Origin of the sequence: Aquirufa sp., from assembly GCF_044239315.1 — a bacterium.
In the GTDB taxonomy this organism is placed as follows: domain Bacteria; phylum Bacteroidota; class Bacteroidia; order Cytophagales; family Spirosomataceae; genus Aquirufa.
This window is the reverse complement of sequence record NZ_JBIIBQ010000021.1, coordinates 1-18,642: the sequence shown is the minus strand read 5'-3', so window position 1 is coordinate 18,642 and position 18,642 is coordinate 1. Positions and strand designations below refer to the sequence as shown.

Annotated in this window: 17 protein-coding genes; 11 read left to right on the top strand and 6 right to left on the bottom strand. The window is 38.2% G+C overall.

The window, feature by feature from the left end:
- Positions 1-25: 25 nt before the first annotated feature.
- The 4 genes from ACILP5_RS08475 to ACILP5_RS08460 all read left to right on the top strand — a co-directional run bounded on the left by ACILP5_RS08475 (position 26) and on the right by ACILP5_RS08460 (position 4,773).
- Positions 26-1,519, top strand: a complete 1,494-nt coding sequence (locus tag ACILP5_RS08475) for an alpha-isopropylmalate synthase regulatory domain-containing protein (RefSeq protein WP_395618252.1) — start codon at positions 26-28, stop codon at positions 1,517-1,519.
- Positions 1,520-1,530: 11 nt separating this feature from the next.
- On the top strand, positions 1,531-2,604 hold the full coding sequence (leuB, locus tag ACILP5_RS08470) for a 3-isopropylmalate dehydrogenase (RefSeq protein ID WP_395618227.1): 1,074 nt from the start codon (positions 1,531-1,533) through the stop codon (positions 2,602-2,604).
- A gap of 72 nt (positions 2,605-2,676) precedes the next feature.
- Entirely contained in the window at positions 2,677-3,015 is a 339-nt protein-coding gene (locus tag ACILP5_RS08465) for a TolB family protein (RefSeq protein ID WP_395618226.1), read from the top strand.
- 3 nt (positions 3,016-3,018) lie between these two features.
- Positions 3,019-4,773: a prolyl oligopeptidase family serine peptidase gene (locus ACILP5_RS08460; RefSeq protein WP_395618225.1), complete on the top strand. Its 1,755-nt coding sequence runs from the start codon at positions 3,019-3,021 to the stop codon at positions 4,771-4,773.
- Between the two features lie 110 nt (positions 4,774-4,883).
- On the opposite strand, the gene ACILP5_RS08455 is transcribed toward ACILP5_RS08460, so the two are convergent.
- Entirely contained in the window at positions 4,884-5,948 is a 1,065-nt protein-coding gene (locus ACILP5_RS08455) for a M42 family metallopeptidase (RefSeq protein WP_395618224.1), read from the bottom strand.
- Positions 5,949-6,085: 137 nt separating this feature from the next.
- Here ACILP5_RS08455 and pfkA point away from each other — a divergent pair, with 137 nt between their 5' ends.
- Complete coding sequence (pfkA, locus tag ACILP5_RS08450; protein WP_395618223.1) at positions 6,086-7,060, top strand: 6-phosphofructokinase; 975 nt, start codon at positions 6,086-6,088, stop codon at positions 7,058-7,060.
- On the opposite strand, the gene ACILP5_RS08445 is transcribed toward pfkA, so the two are convergent.
- A complete protein-coding gene (locus tag ACILP5_RS08445) occupies positions 7,057-7,635 on the bottom strand; it encodes a YdcF family protein (RefSeq protein WP_395618222.1) in 579 nt (192 codons plus the stop codon). The genes pfkA and ACILP5_RS08445 overlap by 4 nt on opposite strands.
- 157 nt (positions 7,636-7,792) lie before the next feature.
- On the opposite strand from ACILP5_RS08445, the gene ACILP5_RS08440 reads away from it, so the two are divergent.
- Positions 7,793-9,232, top strand: a complete 1,440-nt coding sequence (locus ACILP5_RS08440) for a DUF4369 domain-containing protein (RefSeq protein WP_395618221.1) — start codon at positions 7,793-7,795, stop codon at positions 9,230-9,232.
- A 2-nt stretch (positions 9,233-9,234) separates the two neighbouring features.
- On the opposite strand, the gene ACILP5_RS08435 is transcribed toward ACILP5_RS08440, so the two are convergent.
- Complete coding sequence (locus tag ACILP5_RS08435) at positions 9,235-9,768, bottom strand: septal ring lytic transglycosylase RlpA family protein (protein WP_395618220.1); 534 nt, start codon at positions 9,766-9,768, stop codon at positions 9,235-9,237.
- A 154-nt stretch (positions 9,769-9,922) separates the two neighbouring features.
- On the opposite strand from ACILP5_RS08435, the gene ACILP5_RS08430 reads away from it, so the two are divergent.
- Both ACILP5_RS08430 and ychF read left to right on the top strand, forming a co-directional pair.
- Positions 9,923-10,240 (top strand): DUF3276 family protein, encoded by a 318-nt coding sequence (locus ACILP5_RS08430; protein ID WP_223130737.1) that lies wholly within the window; start codon positions 9,923-9,925, stop codon positions 10,238-10,240.
- Positions 10,241-10,330: 90 nt separating this feature from the next.
- Complete coding sequence (ychF, locus tag ACILP5_RS08425) at positions 10,331-11,434, top strand: redox-regulated ATPase YchF (RefSeq protein WP_395618219.1); 1,104 nt, start codon at positions 10,331-10,333, stop codon at positions 11,432-11,434.
- 94 nt (positions 11,435-11,528) lie between these two features.
- Here the strand turns inward: ychF and ACILP5_RS08420 are convergent, their stop codons facing one another.
- Genes ACILP5_RS08420 through ACILP5_RS08410 form a run of 3 tightly spaced genes read right to left on the bottom strand, consistent with a single transcriptional unit; the run spans position 11,529 to position 16,187 of the window.
- Positions 11,529-12,755, bottom strand: coding sequence for a type IX secretion system plug protein domain-containing protein (locus ACILP5_RS08420; protein ID WP_395618218.1), 1,227 nt, complete (start codon positions 12,753-12,755; stop codon positions 11,529-11,531).
- A gap of 5 nt (positions 12,756-12,760) precedes the next feature.
- Positions 12,761-14,626, bottom strand: a complete 1,866-nt coding sequence (locus ACILP5_RS08415; protein WP_395618217.1) for an ABC-F family ATP-binding cassette domain-containing protein — start codon at positions 14,624-14,626, stop codon at positions 12,761-12,763.
- 1 nt (position 14,627) lies between these two features.
- Positions 14,628-16,187 carry an FMN-binding glutamate synthase family protein gene (locus ACILP5_RS08410; RefSeq protein ID WP_395618216.1) on the bottom strand — a complete coding sequence of 520 codons (1,560 nt, stop codon included), beginning with the start codon at positions 16,185-16,187 and terminating at the stop codon, positions 14,628-14,630.
- A gap of 89 nt (positions 16,188-16,276) precedes the next feature.
- Between ACILP5_RS08410 and ACILP5_RS08405 the strand changes: the two genes are divergently transcribed.
- The 3 genes from ACILP5_RS08405 to ACILP5_RS08395 all read left to right on the top strand — a co-directional run.
- Positions 16,277-17,356, top strand: coding sequence for an Ldh family oxidoreductase (locus ACILP5_RS08405; protein ID WP_395618215.1), 1,080 nt, complete (start codon positions 16,277-16,279; stop codon positions 17,354-17,356).
- Between the two features lies 1 nt (position 17,357).
- Positions 17,358-18,392, top strand: a complete 1,035-nt coding sequence (gene mltG, locus ACILP5_RS08400) for an endolytic transglycosylase MltG (protein WP_395618214.1) — start codon at positions 17,358-17,360, stop codon at positions 18,390-18,392.
- A 1-nt stretch (position 18,393) separates the two neighbouring features.
- A partial coding sequence (locus ACILP5_RS08395) for an acyl-CoA thioesterase (RefSeq protein ID WP_395618213.1) occupies positions 18,394-18,642 on the top strand: 249 nt, incomplete at its 3' end.

The following is an 18,642-nucleotide window of genomic DNA, read 5'->3' as shown; positions in this document are numbered from 1 at the left end:
GCTCTTGAAACGTCACATAGAAATAATGGACACGACCCTTCGCGATGGGGAACAAACCAGCGGAGTATCGTTTTCAGCCTCAGAAAAGTTAACCATAGCTCAATTACTTCTGACCGAATTAAAGGTCGATCGTATTGAGATAGCTTCTGCGCGTGTTTCTGAGGGGGAGTTTCAGGCAGTAAAGAAGATTACTTCCTGGGCTTCGATCAATGGATTCTTAGATAAAGTAGAGGTGTTGACTTTTGTCGATGGTGGAACCTCTGTTCAGTGGATGGTAGACGCCGGTGCTAAGGTGATGAATTTATTAACTAAAGGTTCATTGAATCACCTGAAGCATCAGTTAAAAAAGACTCCAGAGCAACATTTCAAGGAAATAGGCGAGACTATTTCTTTAGCAAAATCAAAAGGATTATCGGTTAATGTATATTTAGAAGATTGGAGTAATGGGATGCGCAATAGTGCAAGCTATGTGTTTCAATACTTGGATTTCTTACAAACACAGCCGGTAGATCGGGTTTTGTTGCCAGATACTTTAGGGATATTAACTCCGTATGAGGTTTCTGATTTTATCAAACAATTGATTGATCGCTATCCTGCGATGCACTTTGATTTTCATGCCCATAATGATTACGATTTAGGTACGGCTAATGCCTTAGAGGCTGTACGTTGTGGAGTTCATGGATTGCATTTAACGGTGAATGGGATGGGAGAGAGAGCTGGAAACGCACCTTTAGCTAGTGTTATAGCCGTATTAAATGATTACCAAACCGATGTAAAGACCTCTGTTTGTGAGAAGTCTCTTTATAGGGTTAGTAAGTTAGTTGAGACGTTTTCTGGTTTTCGTATTCCGGTGAATAAGCCGGTGGTGGGAGAAAATGTCTTTACTCAAACTGCTGGTATACATGCTGATGGAGATAAGAAAAATAATCTTTACCACAATGATTTAATGCCAGAGCGTTTTGGTCGTGAACGTAAATACGCATTGGGAAAGACTTCTGGTAAGGCAAATATTGAGAATAATTTAGCGGCTTTAGGTATTCAATTATCTGATCAGGATCTAAAGCTAGTTACACAGCGAATTATTGAATTAGGGGACCGAAAAGAAGTGGTTACCCAAAATGATCTTCCGTATATTATCTCTGATGTATTAGATAGTAATTCAATTGATGAACGTGTTCAAATTTTAAATTATGTACTGACTCATTCCAAAGATTTGCGTCCTTCTGTTACACTAAAAATTTCCATTAATGGGGAGATTTTCGAGGAGCACGCGCAAGGAGATGGTCAATATGATGCTTTTATGAAAGCGCTAGGTATCATCTTTGAAAAGAATGGTAAGATTCTTCCAGTTTTGAAGGATTATGCAGTGCGTATTCCGCCAGGAGGTGATTCAGATGCGCTTTGTGAAACGATTATTACGTGGTCAGATGCGGGTAAAGAATTAATTACAAGAGGCCTAGATTGTGACCAAACAGTTTCAGCCATCAAGGCGACTCAAAAAATGTTGAATTTGATTTAATAAAAATAATAATGGCGAAGAAGCATATTTTAATTGTTCCAGGTGATGGAATCGGTCAAGAAGTAACCGAAGTAGGAAAGAAAGTTTTAGAGAAAATTGCGGCAAAATTTGGCCACGATTTTACCTATGACGAGGCATTAATTGGCCATGTGGCTATTGAAGCGACGGGAGATCCTTTACCTGCGGAGACATTAGAGAAAATGAAGGCTTCGGATGCGGTATTGTTTGGTGCTGTTGGCCATCCAAAATACGATAACGATCCATCAGCAAAAGTTCGTCCTGAGCAAGGTTTATTGAAAATGCGTAAGGAATTGGGCTTATATGCAAATCTACGCCCGATTAAGTTATTTGATGAGTTGTTGAGTGCTTCTAGCATTAAGCCAGAAATTCTTAAAGGAGCAGATATTTTGTTCTTCCGCGAACTGACAGGTGATATTTATTTTGGCGAAAAAGGCCGTAAGAATAATGGTGATACAGCCTATGACGTGGCTGAATATAGCCGTTACGAAGTGGAGCGTATTGGTCGCAAGGCATTTGAAGCAGCTCGCACACGTAAGAAACATCTAGTTTCTGTGGATAAGGCAAACGTATTGGAATCATCTCGTTTATGGCGTGAAGAAATTCAAAAATTAGCCCTAGAATACCCAGATGTAACAGTAGAATACCAATTCGTGGATGCTACTGCGATGTTATTAATTAAAGATCCCAAGCGTTTTGACGTTGTGGTTACAGCGAATTTGTTTGGTGATATCTTAACAGATGAAGCATCGCAAATTGCAGGATCCATGGGTATGTTAGCGTCAGCTTCAATTGGTGATGGAACGGGTGTTTATGAGCCAATTCATGGCTCTGCACATGATATTACAGGAAAGGGCTTGGCTAATCCAATGGCTTCTGTTTTATCTGCTGCCCTCTTATTAGATATTTCTTTTGGTATGAAGGCTGAATCAGAAGTAGTTATTAACGCTGTAGACCAAGTATTGAAGAAAGGTTTCCGTACGGGTGATATTGCGGATGCTACAACAGATAAAGCCATGATTTTAGGAACTGATGCCATCGGTGAAGAAATCTTGAAATTGATTTAATCGAATTTACTCGTATTTTTATGCTCAGTGTCCACGGATGCTGAGCATTTTTTTTACCTAGACTTTTCATCTATGAAACACCTTTTTTTATTACTCTTCGCTTTTAGTGTATTAGGCCAAAGCCCAAAAGAAAAAATCCAGGTTACCGATCTTTTGAAGATCAAAACTGCCGGTAGACCCCTGGTATCCCCTAAGGGAAATCAATTTATTTATACAGTTACTTCGATTGTAGATGATCCAGATAAGAAGAATGATTTTGTCTATCAAACGCATTTACACCTTGGAAACCTTAAAACAGGTGAAACGCGTGCATTAACTTCTGGTAAATATTCGATTGCCTCTCCTGTTTGGAGTCCAGATGGCTCTAAAATAGCCTTTACGCGAGATATGGGAGCTAAATCTCAGGTATAGTTCTTGGATTTAGCAGGAGGGGAGCCTCAGGCTTTAACAAGTTTGCCTTTCTCTGTTTCTAATCCTGTTTGGGCTTCATCTGGTCAGGAAATTTATTTCCAATCCTCTTTTACTGTGAAGGAATTCTTAGTGGATTCTGTTTATAATAAGAAGGGATTAGTACCCTTTTGGACTTTGGAAAAACCGATGCTTAGTGGTATTCCGAAGAAATCTAAGTCTAACCCTAACGGAAACATCGACGAAGTACGTGCTTATTTAGCTCAAAATGAAACAGATAAAAAAGCCAAGGTTATCAATCGATTGAATTTCCAAGAGGAGAGTACCACGACCTCTGAGATTTCGTTACCCGCGTATTTTAAAACTACTTTATCAGGTAAACCAGTTTTATTGAACAACCCTTTTACGCGTTGGTCGGATGTGGAAATGGCCTCTAATGGTATTTATACAGTTATTCCAGCCGATTCACTAGCACATCCTGATAAGGTGTTAGATTCTTATATAGGATTCAGTTCTAAAGTGATTTATCAAAAAGTAGGTCACCGCATGTCTAATCTAGCTTTATCTCCTTCAGAAAAATGGTTAGCTTTTCAAGAGACCAAATCGACAGGTGTGCAAAATGGATCATTGCAAATTATTTCTGTGTCGAATCCCGGTGAGATTGTTAAGGTTCCTTTGGATCGTGTAATTACTCAAGTTAAGTGGTCATCCGATGAGAAGAAGCTTTATTTTACAGCTCAAAATCAGGGAGGAGCACCACTTTATTCATTTGACATAGCCACTAAACAGGTGAAACAAATAACAGATAATAACACTGGTATTTTGGGTTTTGATGTAACAGATTCTGGTTTCATTTATGCCAAAACAGGCATTGATAATCCGTCCGAAATCTACCAGCAAATAGCTGATTCTGAAAGAACGTTCACTTCTCTAAATTCAGGCTGGTTAGCTTCAAAAAATATAGTTCGTCCTACTAAACATACATTTACTAATCCTAAAGGCCTAAAAGTTGACTATTGGGTTATGAAGCCGACTAATTTTGAAGTTGGAAAGAAATATCCTCTTGTTTTAGAAATTCACGGAGGCCCTTCTGCCATGTGGGGTACAGGTGAAGCGAGTATGTGGCATGAATTTCAATATTATGCTGCCAAAGGTATGGGGGTCGTATATGCCAATCCAAGAGGATCGGGTGGTTATGGTTCGGAATTTTTAGCAGCTAATGTGAAAGATTGGGGTGCTGGTCCTACATCGGATGTAATGAAAGCATTAGATTTAACTATTGCCGAAGGCTGGGCAGATACGACACAGTTAGCTGTGACAGGAGGATCCTATGCAGGTTACCTAGTCACTTGGATCGTTGGACATACAAATCGATTTAAAGTAGCTTGTTCGCAACGGGGTGTTTATGAGCTTTCAACCTTTATGGGAGAAGGAAATGCCTGGCGTTTAGTGCCAAATTATTTTGGCGGCTATCCTTGGGAAAAAACGACTAAAGCAATTTTAGATCGTGAATCACCATACAGTTATGTTCAAAATATCAAAACACCCTTGTTAATCTTCCATGGCGAGAATGATTTGCGAACTGGAGTCATCCAAAGTGAAATGCTATACAAAAGTTTAAAAGTATTAGGCCGCGAGGTTGAATATGTGCGCCATCCGGGGGGAACACATGAATTAACACGTTCAGGTAATAACCGTCAAAGAATTGATCAGATGCTGAGGACGTATGAATTTTTTGCCCGGTATTTGAACATACAGTAGTCGGTGGTCAGTAGTCAGTAGCCAGTAGTCAGTATCCAGTAGCCGGGATAAGATTAATTAGATAATTCCAATTACCGATTACTGGTTACCGATTACCGTTTTCCCGTGATTTAATTAAAATAGCGCCAATCCTCTCCACCCTTCACCTTCAACAAGCACTGATAAATCAGTTCTATTACTGCATTCATATCATCTTTAGCGATGGTTTCGACAGTAGTATGCATGTATTTTAAAGGTAAACTAATCAGTGCCGATGCAACACCTTCGGTGGCATAAGCAAAAGAATCGGTATCTGTTCCGGTAGAGCGAGAAACGGCTTGTCTTTGGAATTCAATCTTGTTTTCTTGTGCCACGTCAATAATAAAATCACGAACATTGTTTTGTACAGCAGGACCGTAACATATAACCGGACCTTTACCGCAAGCCATATCACCTTGCGTTTTCTTGTTGTACATCGGTGATTGTGTATCATGCGTAACGTCTGTTACAAAGGCCAAATCAGGTTTTAATCGACGTACTATCATTTCTGCACCGCGTAAACCAATTTCCTCTTGAACCGCATTAACAACGTAAAGTGTGAAAGGTAATTGGATGTTATTCTCTTTTAATTTTCTAGCCACCTCAGCTATCATGTAGCCACCGATGCGGTTATCCAATGCACGACCGACTAAGTACTTTCCGTTTAATTCCATTAAACCATCTTCGAAAGTAACCACTGTACCTACGTGGATGCCCATTTCTTCTACTTCTTTTTTGTTAGAAGCGCCACAATCGATGAAGATATCTGCGATGGCTGGGGCTTTGTCTTTGGCAATATCACGAACATGAATTGCTGGCCAGCCAAAAATGCCTTTTACTACCTTATCTTTTGTGTGAATATTTGCACGCATAGACGGTGCAATTAACGCATCTGAACCCCCATTTCTGCGTAAGAATAAGTAGCCATTATCGTCGATGTAATTAACAAACCAAGAGATTTCGTCTGCATGTGCTTCGATGACAACCTTGTAAGGCTGACCTGGATTGATGACTCCGACAGCGGTTCCATACGTATCAATGATCTTTTCGTCAATGAAAGGTTGTATATAATCTAACCAAATTTTTTGTCCACTTGCCTCAAATCCAGTAGGTGAGGCGTTATTTAAATAGGAATATAAAAATTCGTTCGCGTTCATAAGTGCTGTAATTTTATTTGTCTAAGTCTCAAATTTACGTTTTTATTGCATTTTTAATGCTTAAAATCGAGGTAAAAAGAGAGAAAGATTGTATTTTTGACTGAATAAGAGGTCTAAGAAATTTTAAATTAGAAGAGATGAAGAAAATAGCTGTATTTACATCAGGGGGTGATGCACCGGGAATGAATGCATGTATTCGTGCGATTGTTCGTGGAGCTGCTTACCATGGGGTTGAGGTGTTTGGAATTGTGCGTGGATACAATGGTATGATTAAAGGGGATATTATTCCTTTAAATTCTCAATCTGTAAGTAATATCATTCAACGCGGTGGTACTATTTTGAAATCTGCTCGGTCTAAAGAATTTATGACCACTGAGGGTCGCCAGAAGGCTTATAATCAACTTCAAGAGTTCGGTATAGAAGGTTTGGTAGCAATTGGTGGAAACGGAACTTTTACAGGTGCAGAAATATTTTATAATGAGTTCAAAATACCCACGGTAGGAGCTCCCGGAACGATAGATAATGATTTATATGGCACTGATTATACGATTGGTTTTGATACAGCAGTAAATACAGCCCTTGATGCGGTAGATAAAATTCGTGATACGGCAGATTCACATGATCGAGTATTCTTTATCGAAGTGATGGGCCGTGATTCAGGTTATATCGCCATTCAATGTGCGATTGCAGGTGGGGCGGAGTCAGTTATGATTCCAGAGAATTTAACTTCAGTTGAAGAAATTACTGCTACTCTTCAAAAAGGTTTTGTTAAAAAGAAATCATCCTCCATTGTTATTGTTGCTGAAGGTGATGAAGAGGGGAACGCTCAGATTGTAGCTAAGAAGATTAAGGATAAAATGGGCGAGAACTTAGATATACGGGTGACTACTCTAGGTCATATTCAACGAGGGGGAATTCCTACTGCATCTGACCGTATTTTGGCTAGTAGATTAGGATTAGGAGCTTTGGAAGGCTTATTACGGGGAGAGAAAAATGTAATGGCTGGTGTGGTTAATAACCAGTTGATCTATACCCCTTTCCACGATACGATTACAAAGAAAAAACCTGTTTCAGAGGATTTAATTCGCATGGTAGAAATTTTGTCAACCTAGGCGAAACCTACAATTTGATAAATAACATAACCAGTTATTTCTCTTACTAATTCAGCAAACTTTGCAAGATTGCGTTCTTGAGGAATAATTTGATCTAGGATACCTGATGGGGTATCCTTTTTCTTTATATCTGCGGGAAATGAATCGATCAAAAAACCCTCTTTTAGATAACAAGCTTCTGCTCGAGGCATGTGCATCGCTGAAGTAACTAATACCATTCTTTCTTTCAGGAAGGGCTTTAACATTTGTTTCGTATTTACTGCATTTTCATGCGTATTTCGAGCATTTTCTTCTAAATAGATATCCTCAGGTTTTACACCCATGGCAATCAACACTTCCTTCACTTTTTTACTTTCCTGTGTTACGTCAATCTTCAAACCTTTGATATTAACATTTCCACCCGTAATGAGTAGTTTTTTTACCATGCCCTTTTTATATAATAAGAGTGGTTGGATAAAACGATCAGCTGTTTCTCCTGTTCGATATCCTTCTCCAGCTCGCATCATTCCGCCACCTAAGATTATGCACCATTGATAGGTATTTTTTAGTTTTAATTGAGGGCTTTCGTATGCCAAATAACACTGATTTACAAACCATCCATTGCTGAATAATAGTAGAGCACCTGTAATTATGAGAATTATTCGCTTCGTATATCGACTAAAATAGGCGACTCCCAAAAGAATAAAAATCCAACAAATTGGTTGAAGGAAAAAGTCGATTATTTTAGATAGGATGAAAAACATTGTAAATTTGAGTTTTGTGACACAAATTTATTCTAAACTTATGAAAGTAGTCGGTACTGTACTTTTTATTTTGTTATTCGGGCTTAATAGCTTTGCGCAATATGATATTAAGGGTAAAATTAAAGGATTATCCAATTCTGAAGTCTATTTAGCCCACTATTTTGGCTATAATCAGCAGGTCATTAAAGATACTGTTATGGCAAATGAATCAGGGGAGTTCCAATTTAAAGGATCGGAGTCCTTGCCTAAAGGGTTGTACTTGATCTCTTTTCTTAAGTCAAAATATATTGATGTGGTTTTAGAGGATGCCAATTTTTCTTTCTCACTAGATACTACAGATATTCTAAAATCGATTTCTTTTACAAATTCAGCGGAAAATACTGCCTTTTATTCTTTTCAACGTAGTATGAATGATTTTTATACTCAACTTAATCAACCTACTCTTTCTGCAGATCTAAGAAAAAATTTGCAGGCTCAGGTACAAAAATTTCAGCAGCAATGGAAGTCGGCTAATGCTGGGTTATTTGTTACTAAACTGATTGAATCTTCCTTTGATCCAGAAATTCCTACCTATAAAGGTACATTAAAGTCAAAAGCTGATACGACTAGAATGCAACTGTATCAATACCAATATTACAAGAAGCATTATTTCGACGGGATAGATTTAGGAGATGAGCGAATGGTTCGTACTCCATTCTTGCAGAGAAAGTTAGAGCGCTACTTTAAGGATTTAGTTGTGCAAGATCCTGATTCTATTGCGATCGATTCGGATTGGATTCTTGCCAAAGCTAAAGACACCGAAGTGCGTCGTTATATTGTTTACAAAATTGCCAGTACTTATGAAAATAACCCAATTTTAGGCACAGATGGTGCTTTTGTTCATTTAGCTGAGAAATATTATATCGGGGAGCCGGCTTTGTGGGATTCAAGTACGGTGAGGCGGATGAAAGAAAGAATTGCCATTATTAAACCTCTGCTTTTAGGTAAGGCTTTTCCTAAAATGCATTTGACTGATGTATCAGGAAAAGAAATAAATATAGCCTCATTACCATTTAAATATACGGTAGTTTTTATCTATGATCCTGAATGTAGTCATTGTAAGCTGGAAACGCCTAAATTGGTTGCTTTAAATGATTATTTTAAATCAAAAAATATTGGTGTGGTCGGAAGTTCGATTGTGCGAGATAAGGCAGCTTGGAAGAAATTTATAACAGAATTTAAAACAAGCTCCTGGATTAATGGGATTGATATTCACTTGAATCCAAGGACAGGTAAAGAAGAATTCTATACTGATTTTAGAAATACTTTTGACGTCTATTCAACTCCAGTTGTTTATGTATTAGATCAGCAAAAGAAGATTGTTGGGAAGCGTATTCCTGTGGAGAATTTAAAAGATTTTATTCAGTATTTAGAAAGTAAGCGTAAGTAAAACTACCGTTTATAATATTTTTTATTAATATATTTTTTGTGCTTGATGTTCTTCTTCATTTTATAATGCGTCTCGTATTTAAGCCGTGATTTCTGATAAAAGTTTCGGCTAAATTTAGGATTACTCTCTAAAGAAAGCTTTCGGTAAGGGATGAGCATTAATTCATTCTCAAATCCTACTATTTTAATTTTCACTTTGACTAGACCTATTTTTTTTAGATTTAGTTTTTTAGCTGCAGCCTCTGAAAGGTCAATAACACGACCCTTGCGATAGGGTCCACGATCGTTAATTCGAACGATTACACTTCTACGATTGGATAGATTAGTGACTTCAACTAAGGTATTAAATGGAAATTTTTTGTGAGCTGCGGTTAAGGCTGTTTTTTTTAAACGCTCCCCACTGGCCGTTTTTTTACCATAAAATGAATTAGCATAAAAGGAAGCAATACCTGTCTTTTCATATCCTAAATCTTGTGAGAAAGCGTTTAGGGATAAAAATGAGCATATCAATAATACTATTGACGGTATTTTTATCATTAAAAATGATTAGATGATGATGGTAAAGATGTAGGTTTAAATTGGTATTTAAAAATTAGGTATTTTGGGACATTACTTAATTCTAGTATTTTTTTTTGAGTGAATAAGAATAAATAGTAGATTTACACATTGTGAAACCATAATTTAAATACCAGTGGAAGAAAGAGATAGAGAAGAATTATTTTCTAAACGTATTAGGGCCGGAAAGAGAACGTATTTTTTTGATGTTAAGTCTACGCGTTCTCAGGATTACTACATTACTATAACCGAGAGCCGCCGCCATCAAAAGGAGGATGGTTTTGTTTATGAAAAGCACAAAATGTTCTTGTATAAAGAGGATTTTGATAAATTCGTTGAAGGTTTAAATGAGGCAGTAAATCACGTGAAGACGGAGTTAATGCCAGACGTTGATTTTTCTTCCTTTAATCGGGATGAAGATGAGTTTGGGAACAGTGAATTGAAATGGGAGTAATATTCTTTAAAATATTCGAAAAAGCCTCTGAGAAATCAGGGGCTTTTTGATTTTTAGCCGTACTTTTGTGCTTTCATTTTTAAAATTACTATGGGATTAACTTGTGGAATTGTCGGATTGCCTAATGTAGGTAAATCAACATTATTTAGTGCTATTTCTTCTAACAAGGCAGAAGCAGCTAATTATCCTTTTTGTACAATTGAGCCTAATGTAGGGATAGTTTCAGTGCCGGATGATCGTTTAAATATATTAGCGGAATTAGTGAAGCCAAACCGTATTTTACCTACGGTTATTGAATTTACAGATATAGCTGGGTTAGTGAAGGGTGCTTCGACTGGAGCTGGTTTGGGAAATAAATTCTTAGCTAATATACGTGAGGTGGATGCCATTATTCACGTAGTTCGCTGTTTTGAAGATGAAAATATTGTACACGTGGAGGGTCGTGTGAACCCAGTAAGCGATAAAGAAATTATTGATTTAGAATTACAGATTAAAGATTTAGATTCTGTTGATAAGAAAATTTCTAAAACTGAAAGAGCGGCCAAAGCTGGAGATGCAAAAGCAAAAGCTGAATTAGCCGCATTACAACAATTCAAAAAAACATTAGAAGAAGGTAAATCAGCCCGTACGGTTGTAATGGATGATGAACTTCGTCAAACAGCTGTAGGTGATCTCTATCTATTAACGGATAAGCCCGTTATTTATGTGGCCAACGTGGATGAAGCGTCTATTGCCGCTGGTGGAAATCAATATGTTGATCAATTAAAGGCTAATGTAGTTTCTGAAAATGCAGAAGTAGTTGTTGTTTGTGCTGCTTTAGAAGCTCAAATTGCGGAAATGGAAGATTTGGATGATCGTGCTATGTTCTTAGAAGAATATGGTTTGAAGGAATCAGGATTGGATAAATTGATTCGCAGTTCTTATCACTTATTAAATCTAATTACCTATTTCACTGCTGGTGTTCAAGAAGTACGTGCATGGACCATTCAAAAGGGATGGAAAGCTCCAGCAGCTGCTGGTGTGATACATACAGACTTTGAGCGTGGATTTATTCGGGCAGAAGTAATTAAACTAGCTGATTACGTCGCTTACAAAACGGAAGCAGGATGTAAAGAGGCCGGAAAGTTAAGTGTTGAAGGTAAGGATTATGTAGTCAATGATGGAGACATAATGCACTTCCGCTTTAACGTGTAACGACTCTCGACTATCGACTATCGACTCTCGACTAGTGACTCTCGACTAGTGACTCTAGACTCTCGACTAGTGACTATCGACTCTCGACTAGTGACTATCGACTAGTGACTACCGTCGTATACCCCACCAGCGCATCATACCTAGTGCCTGGTTTTTGGAAATATACTAAAATTTCATAAACGTTTTCCGTTTGAGAATAATTTCCCTCTAATGACGTGTTAGAGGGATTTTTGCTTTTAAATTGGTAGTTATAAATCCCTTGTTTTAGCGTTGCAATATGTTCTAAATATCCGTTCGATGGATTCAATTGTAGGGGAGAGTCGAATTGGTAGTCATTATATCCTCCGACAACATAAATGGTTTCATTTGTGTCCACAGGTTTAAGTCTAAAAATGCAAGAAACATAATCAGCCTGTAAGGGATTTTCTCTGTTCTCGTAGGATTCAATCGCAAAGGAGCCATTGAAGTCATTTCTTTGGACGTATGGTAATAATCCTTGTGCTTGTTCTAGTTGAGTAGTTATTCGATTAATTTTTTCTCCTGTCTCAATTCGATCGACAAAGTTTAACTTTTGCTGAGAACTTCTAAGATCGATTAATCTGAATTCATTAGATCCTGGGAATGCATTTTCCTGAAGGAAGAACGGGAAGGTTAAACTATTTTCTTGGAGATTAAATTGTCCGGTCGGCAATTTCTTTAAAAGATTCTCCGATTGATGATTTTGACGAATTTGAATGGATAACTGATCATCCCCCGTATAATTTAAAAAGGGAGGTATGTTTAATTTAAAATCAATGCTTTGATGGGTGGCGCGCAATGTATTTGTTTTAGCAAAAGAGAATTGTGTGGCTATTTTTACTTGCTGCTCTGCTACTGAAAATCGAATAGATAGGACGGTATCTTTCTTGTTTCGTTTGTTATACACCATGGCAATATAGTTCCCGCTCACCTTAACTGAGGGAATAGGGACACTATAATGTAAATATGGAACCTTTGTTCCAAGGGAGGATTCAGGGTTTCTGAGAGGGAAATCATTAAAATCCTGTAGATATTCGATTTCCGACAAGGGAGAAGGATTCCAATCTGATTGGCAATGAATTAATCTGAAATAGTAATTAGGGTAATTCAAGCCTAAATCATCAAAATTTAAGCTAGTCTGGTTTTCAGAACCTAAGTTTAAGATCGCATTAGGATGATTTAATTTACTTTCTTGTTGTATAAAAACAGAGTGAATGTTCGGATAATGTGTACGCGACATAATTTGACCAAGCGCCATAAAAGGAAGACCTACCAATAGCAAAAGCGAATAATAGGTCTTCATAAAGATTAAATTAATGCTTCCCAAGCAGCAGTTATCTCTGTTAATTTCTCCTTTTCATTAGCTAACTCTACTTCTAATTTTTTTAACCCAGTATAATCTGCAGTATTAGCTAAATCTACCATTTGGGCCTCGATTGAGGCAATATTTTTTTCAATCACCATAATCTCTGCTTCCAGCTTTTCAATTTGCTTGGCTTGATTAGGGGTTTTAGCTTCCACAGGAGCTAACTCGGGCTTAGCTTTCAAAGCAGCCTTCACAGAAACGGGTTTAGCTGTTTCTCTTGTAGCCATCCAGGTCTCGTATTCATCGAATGAACCTGGGTATTCCTTGATTTCATGATCCTCGATGTACCAGATTTTATTGGCAATATTACTTACGAAATAACGGTCGTGGGATACGACTACATAGGTTCCTTCATACTGTTGCAAAGCTTGAATTAGGATATTCACTGATTGCATATCCAAGTGATTAGTAGGCTCATCGAGTAGAAGGAAGTTTGCTTCGGAGATTAATACCTTAGCTAAAGCCACGCGAGATTTTTCTCCACCAGAAAGAACCTTGATTTTTTTGAATACTTCTTCTCCTGAGAACAAGAAACAACCCAAAACAGAACGCAATTCCATCTCGGTCTTCGTCGTCCCTGTACCTTTCAATTCATCTATTAAGGTATTTTCAACCGTTAAACTTTCTAATTGGTGTTGAGCAAAGAAGGATTCGATCACATTGTGACCTGTTCGTCTTTCGCCTATGATTTGTTCTGAACCTGAAATGATACGTAGTAAAGTTGATTTACCTTTTCCATTGGCACCGATTAAAGCAATTTTATCACCTCGGTTAATCGTCGCTGATGTGTTTTTTAAGATAACTTTTTCTCCAAAAGCCTTGGAAATATGTTCTAAAAACAAAATAAATCGCCCTGGTTCTGTTCCAAAGTTAAATTTGAAATTAACTTTTGCTTTCTCATCAATGACATCATCAATGATATCGATTTTATCTAACGCTTTTACACGTGATTGCACTTGTCTGGCTTTAGAAGCTTTTGCCTTAAAACGTTCGATAAAACGCTCTGTCTGGCGAATTTGAGATTGTTGGTTCTCAAATGCTCCTTTTTGAATCTCATTACGAAGGGCTTTTTCTTCCATATAGAAAGAATAGTTACCCGGATATAAGGTGATTTTTGCGCCAGAAACTTCGGCAATATTATCAATCGTGCGATCTAAGAAATAACGATCGTGGGAAACAACAACAATCGAACCTTCATAATCGTGGATGTACTTTTCCACCCATTCGATGGACGGTAAGTCCAAGTGGTTAGTAGGTTCATCTAGAAGGAGTAGGGCAGGTTTTTGTAATAATAATTTCGCAAGCATGACCCGCATTCTCCATCCTCCTGAAAATAACTTCAATGGTCTCTGCAAATCATCTGTGCTAAAACCTAATCCTTCTAAAATCTCTTCTGTACGCGATTGAATCGTATAACCGTCCAAACGTTCAAAGTCCTCTTGAAGTTTAGCTAACACATCGATGTCTTTATCTTCATAATTTGTTTCCATTTTATGAAGCACGGCATCAATATCTTTTTGTAGTTCTAATTGCTTTTCAAAGGCCTGCATGGCCACATTTAGGATACTATCGTCTGTTTGGTAGGATAGTAAATCTTGATTTAAGAATCCAATCGTGCAATCACCTGACTTTGAAATAGTCCCACCATCTGGAGTATACTCTCCTGAAATAAGACGGAGTAAAGTTGATTTACCCGTGCCATTTGCACCGATTAAACCGATTTTAGACTTAGGTTTGATATGTAAATTAGCCCCTTCATACAAGGCGCGACTTCCGAAATAGAAGTTTAAATTCGATATTGATAACATGTTACAAAGATAGCCGTTTTCTTGCATTTAGACCACCTAAATGCGGACATTTGACTAATTCTTCTAATCCGGGATAATTTATCTCTGTTTTAGTGTACCCTAAAGCTTTTGAAAGAGCCATCGTTCGGTTATTGTCACCCATGGACCATTCGATGTCATCCATTGTCATTTGAGTAGGATGTTCATATCCACAAGCATGTGTGATTTCTGCAATCTCTTTAACGAGTGTATAATGGTAGCGGTAATAGCGTTCGCTTTTTAGTGTCACGTCGATGCCTGCTTGTAACCACTTATTGGAGGTTGCAATACCAGTAGGGCAGTGGTTTGTATGGCATTTTTGTGCCTGAATACATCCAATGGACATCATGGCCTCACGTGCGATATGAATGCTATCAGCTCCCATTGCGAAAGCCATTAAAGATTTTTCTGGGAAACCTAACTTGCCTGAAGCAATAAAGTAGATTTTATCTGTTAAGTTATGTCGTTGGAAAATCTGGTAAACTTTAGCAAAGGCAAAAGTGAATGGCATTGATACGTGGTCTGCAAAGGCATGAGGTGCCGCACCGGTTCCCCCTTCACCTCCATCGATTGTGATAAAATCAGGTCCTTTACCGTGTTTTTCCATGTAGGCAGCTAATTCTTCCCATTGTTCTAGTTTGCCTATGGCAGATTTTACACCCACTGGTAATCCCGTCTCTGTGGCCATAGCCTCAATGAAATCTACCATTTCTGGTACAGTGGAAAATTCCGAATGAAAAGCAGGTGACATGGCATCTTGACCCATCGGAATGTGACGAATTTCAGCAATTTCTTTATTAATTTTTGATTTAGGTAGCATTCCGCCTTTTCCTGGTTTTGCTCCTTGGGATAGTTTTAATTCGATTGCTTTGATGCAGGGATTTTCAATCACTTTTTGTTTCAGTTTCTCCATCGAAAAACGACCATCCAATTCTCTAACACCGAAATAGGCAGTGCCTATGTTCAACATCACATCAGCACCATTTTGATGGTAAGGGGATAGTGAACCTTCACCCGTGTTATGATAGCAACCGGCAATTAATGCACCTTTATTTAAGGACTCTACTGCTTTGGCAGATAAAGAACCATAAGACATACCCGATATATTTACAATGGAATAAGGTCTATATGGTTTTTCTCTATTGTGATAAGCGCCTATGACTTTCGCTGCTGGTAAAACTCCTGGGTTCTTGTGGTATAAATGTTCCTTTGAGGGATTAAATCCCATCATGGCATTTTTGATAAAAATATAGCCCGGTGAGCTGAAGTCTTGGTCGGTGCCAAAACCTTGTAAATTATTTTCATTCTTAGAGGAAGCATAGATCCAGGAGCGCTCTTGGCGATTAAAGGGTAATTCCTCCCGGTTATTTGCTACAATGTATTGCCTAATTTCTGGGCCAATACGTTCTAACCAATACCTAAAATGACCTACGATAGGAAAATTATGTGTGATAGTGTGACTTTTTTGAATAAATACGTCACGAATGATGACGATGATAGCAAAGAGGGTAATCCAAAACCAGGCGGATGTTATAATGTTCATAGGGTTGATGATTAATGGTTCAAATTTAGGTTCATTTTGGCAATATTATTACCAATAGTTCTAATTATCTTTGTGGTTTATTATACACTATGCAGGCAGATTATCACTTATTAAAAAAATATGTTGCTTCTGTTTTTACAGCTATTGGTTGTAGCGAAGAAGAAGCATACCTAGCTTCAGATGTTCTTGTATCTGCCGATGCAAGAGGAATCGATTCTCACGGCGTTGCTCGTTTAGCTGGTTATGTTCGTCTCTTCGATAACGGAAGATTAAACACTAAACCCCAGGTAAAAGTTTTACATGAAACCCCTTCTACGGCTACTTTAGATGGAGATCGCGGTTTAGGATTAATTGTGGCTCCTAAGGCTATGGAAATTGCCTGTGAAAAAGCGGCGCTAGCTGGTACCGGTTGGGTTGCGGTTCAAAACTCTAATCATTTCGGTATTGCCGGATATCATGCGATGAAGGCCCTGCCATCCCAAATGATTGGTTGGGCCATGACGCACGCCGCTCCTCTTGTTACTCCTACCTTTTCAAAGGAAAAATTATTAGGAACAAATCCGATTGCAGTAGCCATTCCAGCGAATGAAGAACCTGCTTTTGTGGCTGATTTTGCATCCACAGCAGTGGCATATGGTAAATTAGAGATATTACAACGCAAAGGTTTGGACACACCAGATGGTTGGGTGCAGGATGCGAACGGGGATCCTTGCAATGATGCTTTTGCTATTAAAAATGGTGGGGCTTTATTGCCTTTAGGTGGTGATAGAGAGCATGGTTCACATAAAGGATATGGACTAGGCGCGATAGTAGATATTTTATCAGGGGTATTATCTGGTGCTAATTTTGGTCCTTGGGTTCCTCCCTTCGCGACTGCTGGATTTATGCAGGCAGGAGAGACGGTGGGAAATGGAACGGGTCATTTTTTAGGGGCAATGCGCGTAGATGCGTTTAGACCAGCGGAAGATTTCACAAAAGATATGGACAAATGGATTCGTCGCTTTAGATCTGCTAAAGCCGTAGAAGGCAAGCAAGTCCTCATTCCAGGTGATCCAGAGCGTGAATTAGAGGCTATTCGCCGAATGGAGGGTATACCTCTTTTAAACCCGGTAGTGGAGGATTTAAAATCCTTAGCTTCTCGTTTTAACTTAGATTTTAAAATTGATTAAGATGGTTTCGAATAAACGTATCAAAATTTTTATTCTGTTGTTTAGCTTGGTGTCAGCTATGTTCTCCTACTATGTTTGGCAAGTGTTCAAAACACCTAATTTTAGAGTTGAATCCAATCAATCTTTCGAGTTATTCATTCCCGTAAATTCAACGTATGAATCGGTTTTGGATACGTTGAAAAAGCATGATTTAGTACGAGATCAATTGAGCTTTCGTTTTCTTGCTAAGGCGTTAAATTATCCTGAAAAAGTACGTCCAGGTCGTTATATTATCCACAGCGAGATGGGCAATTGGGAATTGCTTCGAAAACTAAGAAATGGCCGCCAAGATGCGTATAAAGTGGTCATAAACAACTTTCGGTTAAAAGAGGATATTGCAGGTCGGATAGCACATCAAACGGATTATGATTCTGCAGCTATTTATGCAGTTCTTGATTCATCGCAGATAATGCAAAAATGGGGTTTTGACTCGGAAACAAGTCCAGCTATTTTTGTGCCTAATACCTATGAGGTTAATTGGACGACGACATTTCCTGAGTTTTTGGAGAAGATGAACAAGGCTTATGTGAAGTTTTGGACAACAAAAAGAAAAGAGGAAGCAAAGAAATTAGGATTAACACCCGTTCAGGTTTCGATATTAGCTAGTATCGTTTATGGTGAATCGAAAAATTCGAAGGAACAGGCACGTGTGGCGGGTGTTTACTGGAATAGGTTACAGGCCAAAATGCCTCTTCAGGCTGATCCAACCGTCGTTTTTGCTTGGAAAGATTTTACGATTAAGCGAGTTACTAGTAAGTATACGGCTTTAAATTCTCCTTATAATACCTATAAAAATACGGGATTACCTCCTGGGCCTATTTCCATTGTTTCTGGTGATGTTATTGATCGAGTGTTGAATTTAGAACACCATGACTACCTTTATTTTTGTGCTAAGGCTGATTTTTCGGAGAATCACGCTTTCGCAGTTACTTATGAGGAGCACATGAAGAATGCATCAGATTACCAAAAAGCATTAGATAAGAACAAAATTCACTAATATGTTGACTCATAGCGTCTTTTATCGAGTTTGTTATGCGGATACGGATCAAATGGGCTATGTCTATTACGGTAATTATGCGCGATTTTACGAGATTGCCCGAGTAGAGACTTTGCGAAGTATTGGCGTGAGTTACAAGGTATTAGAAGATGCTGGTATTGGTTTGCCGGTGTATGAGAATTATTCAAAATACCACGCGCCAGCCTTGTATGATGATTTATTGCGAATTGAATGTACTTTAATCAAAATG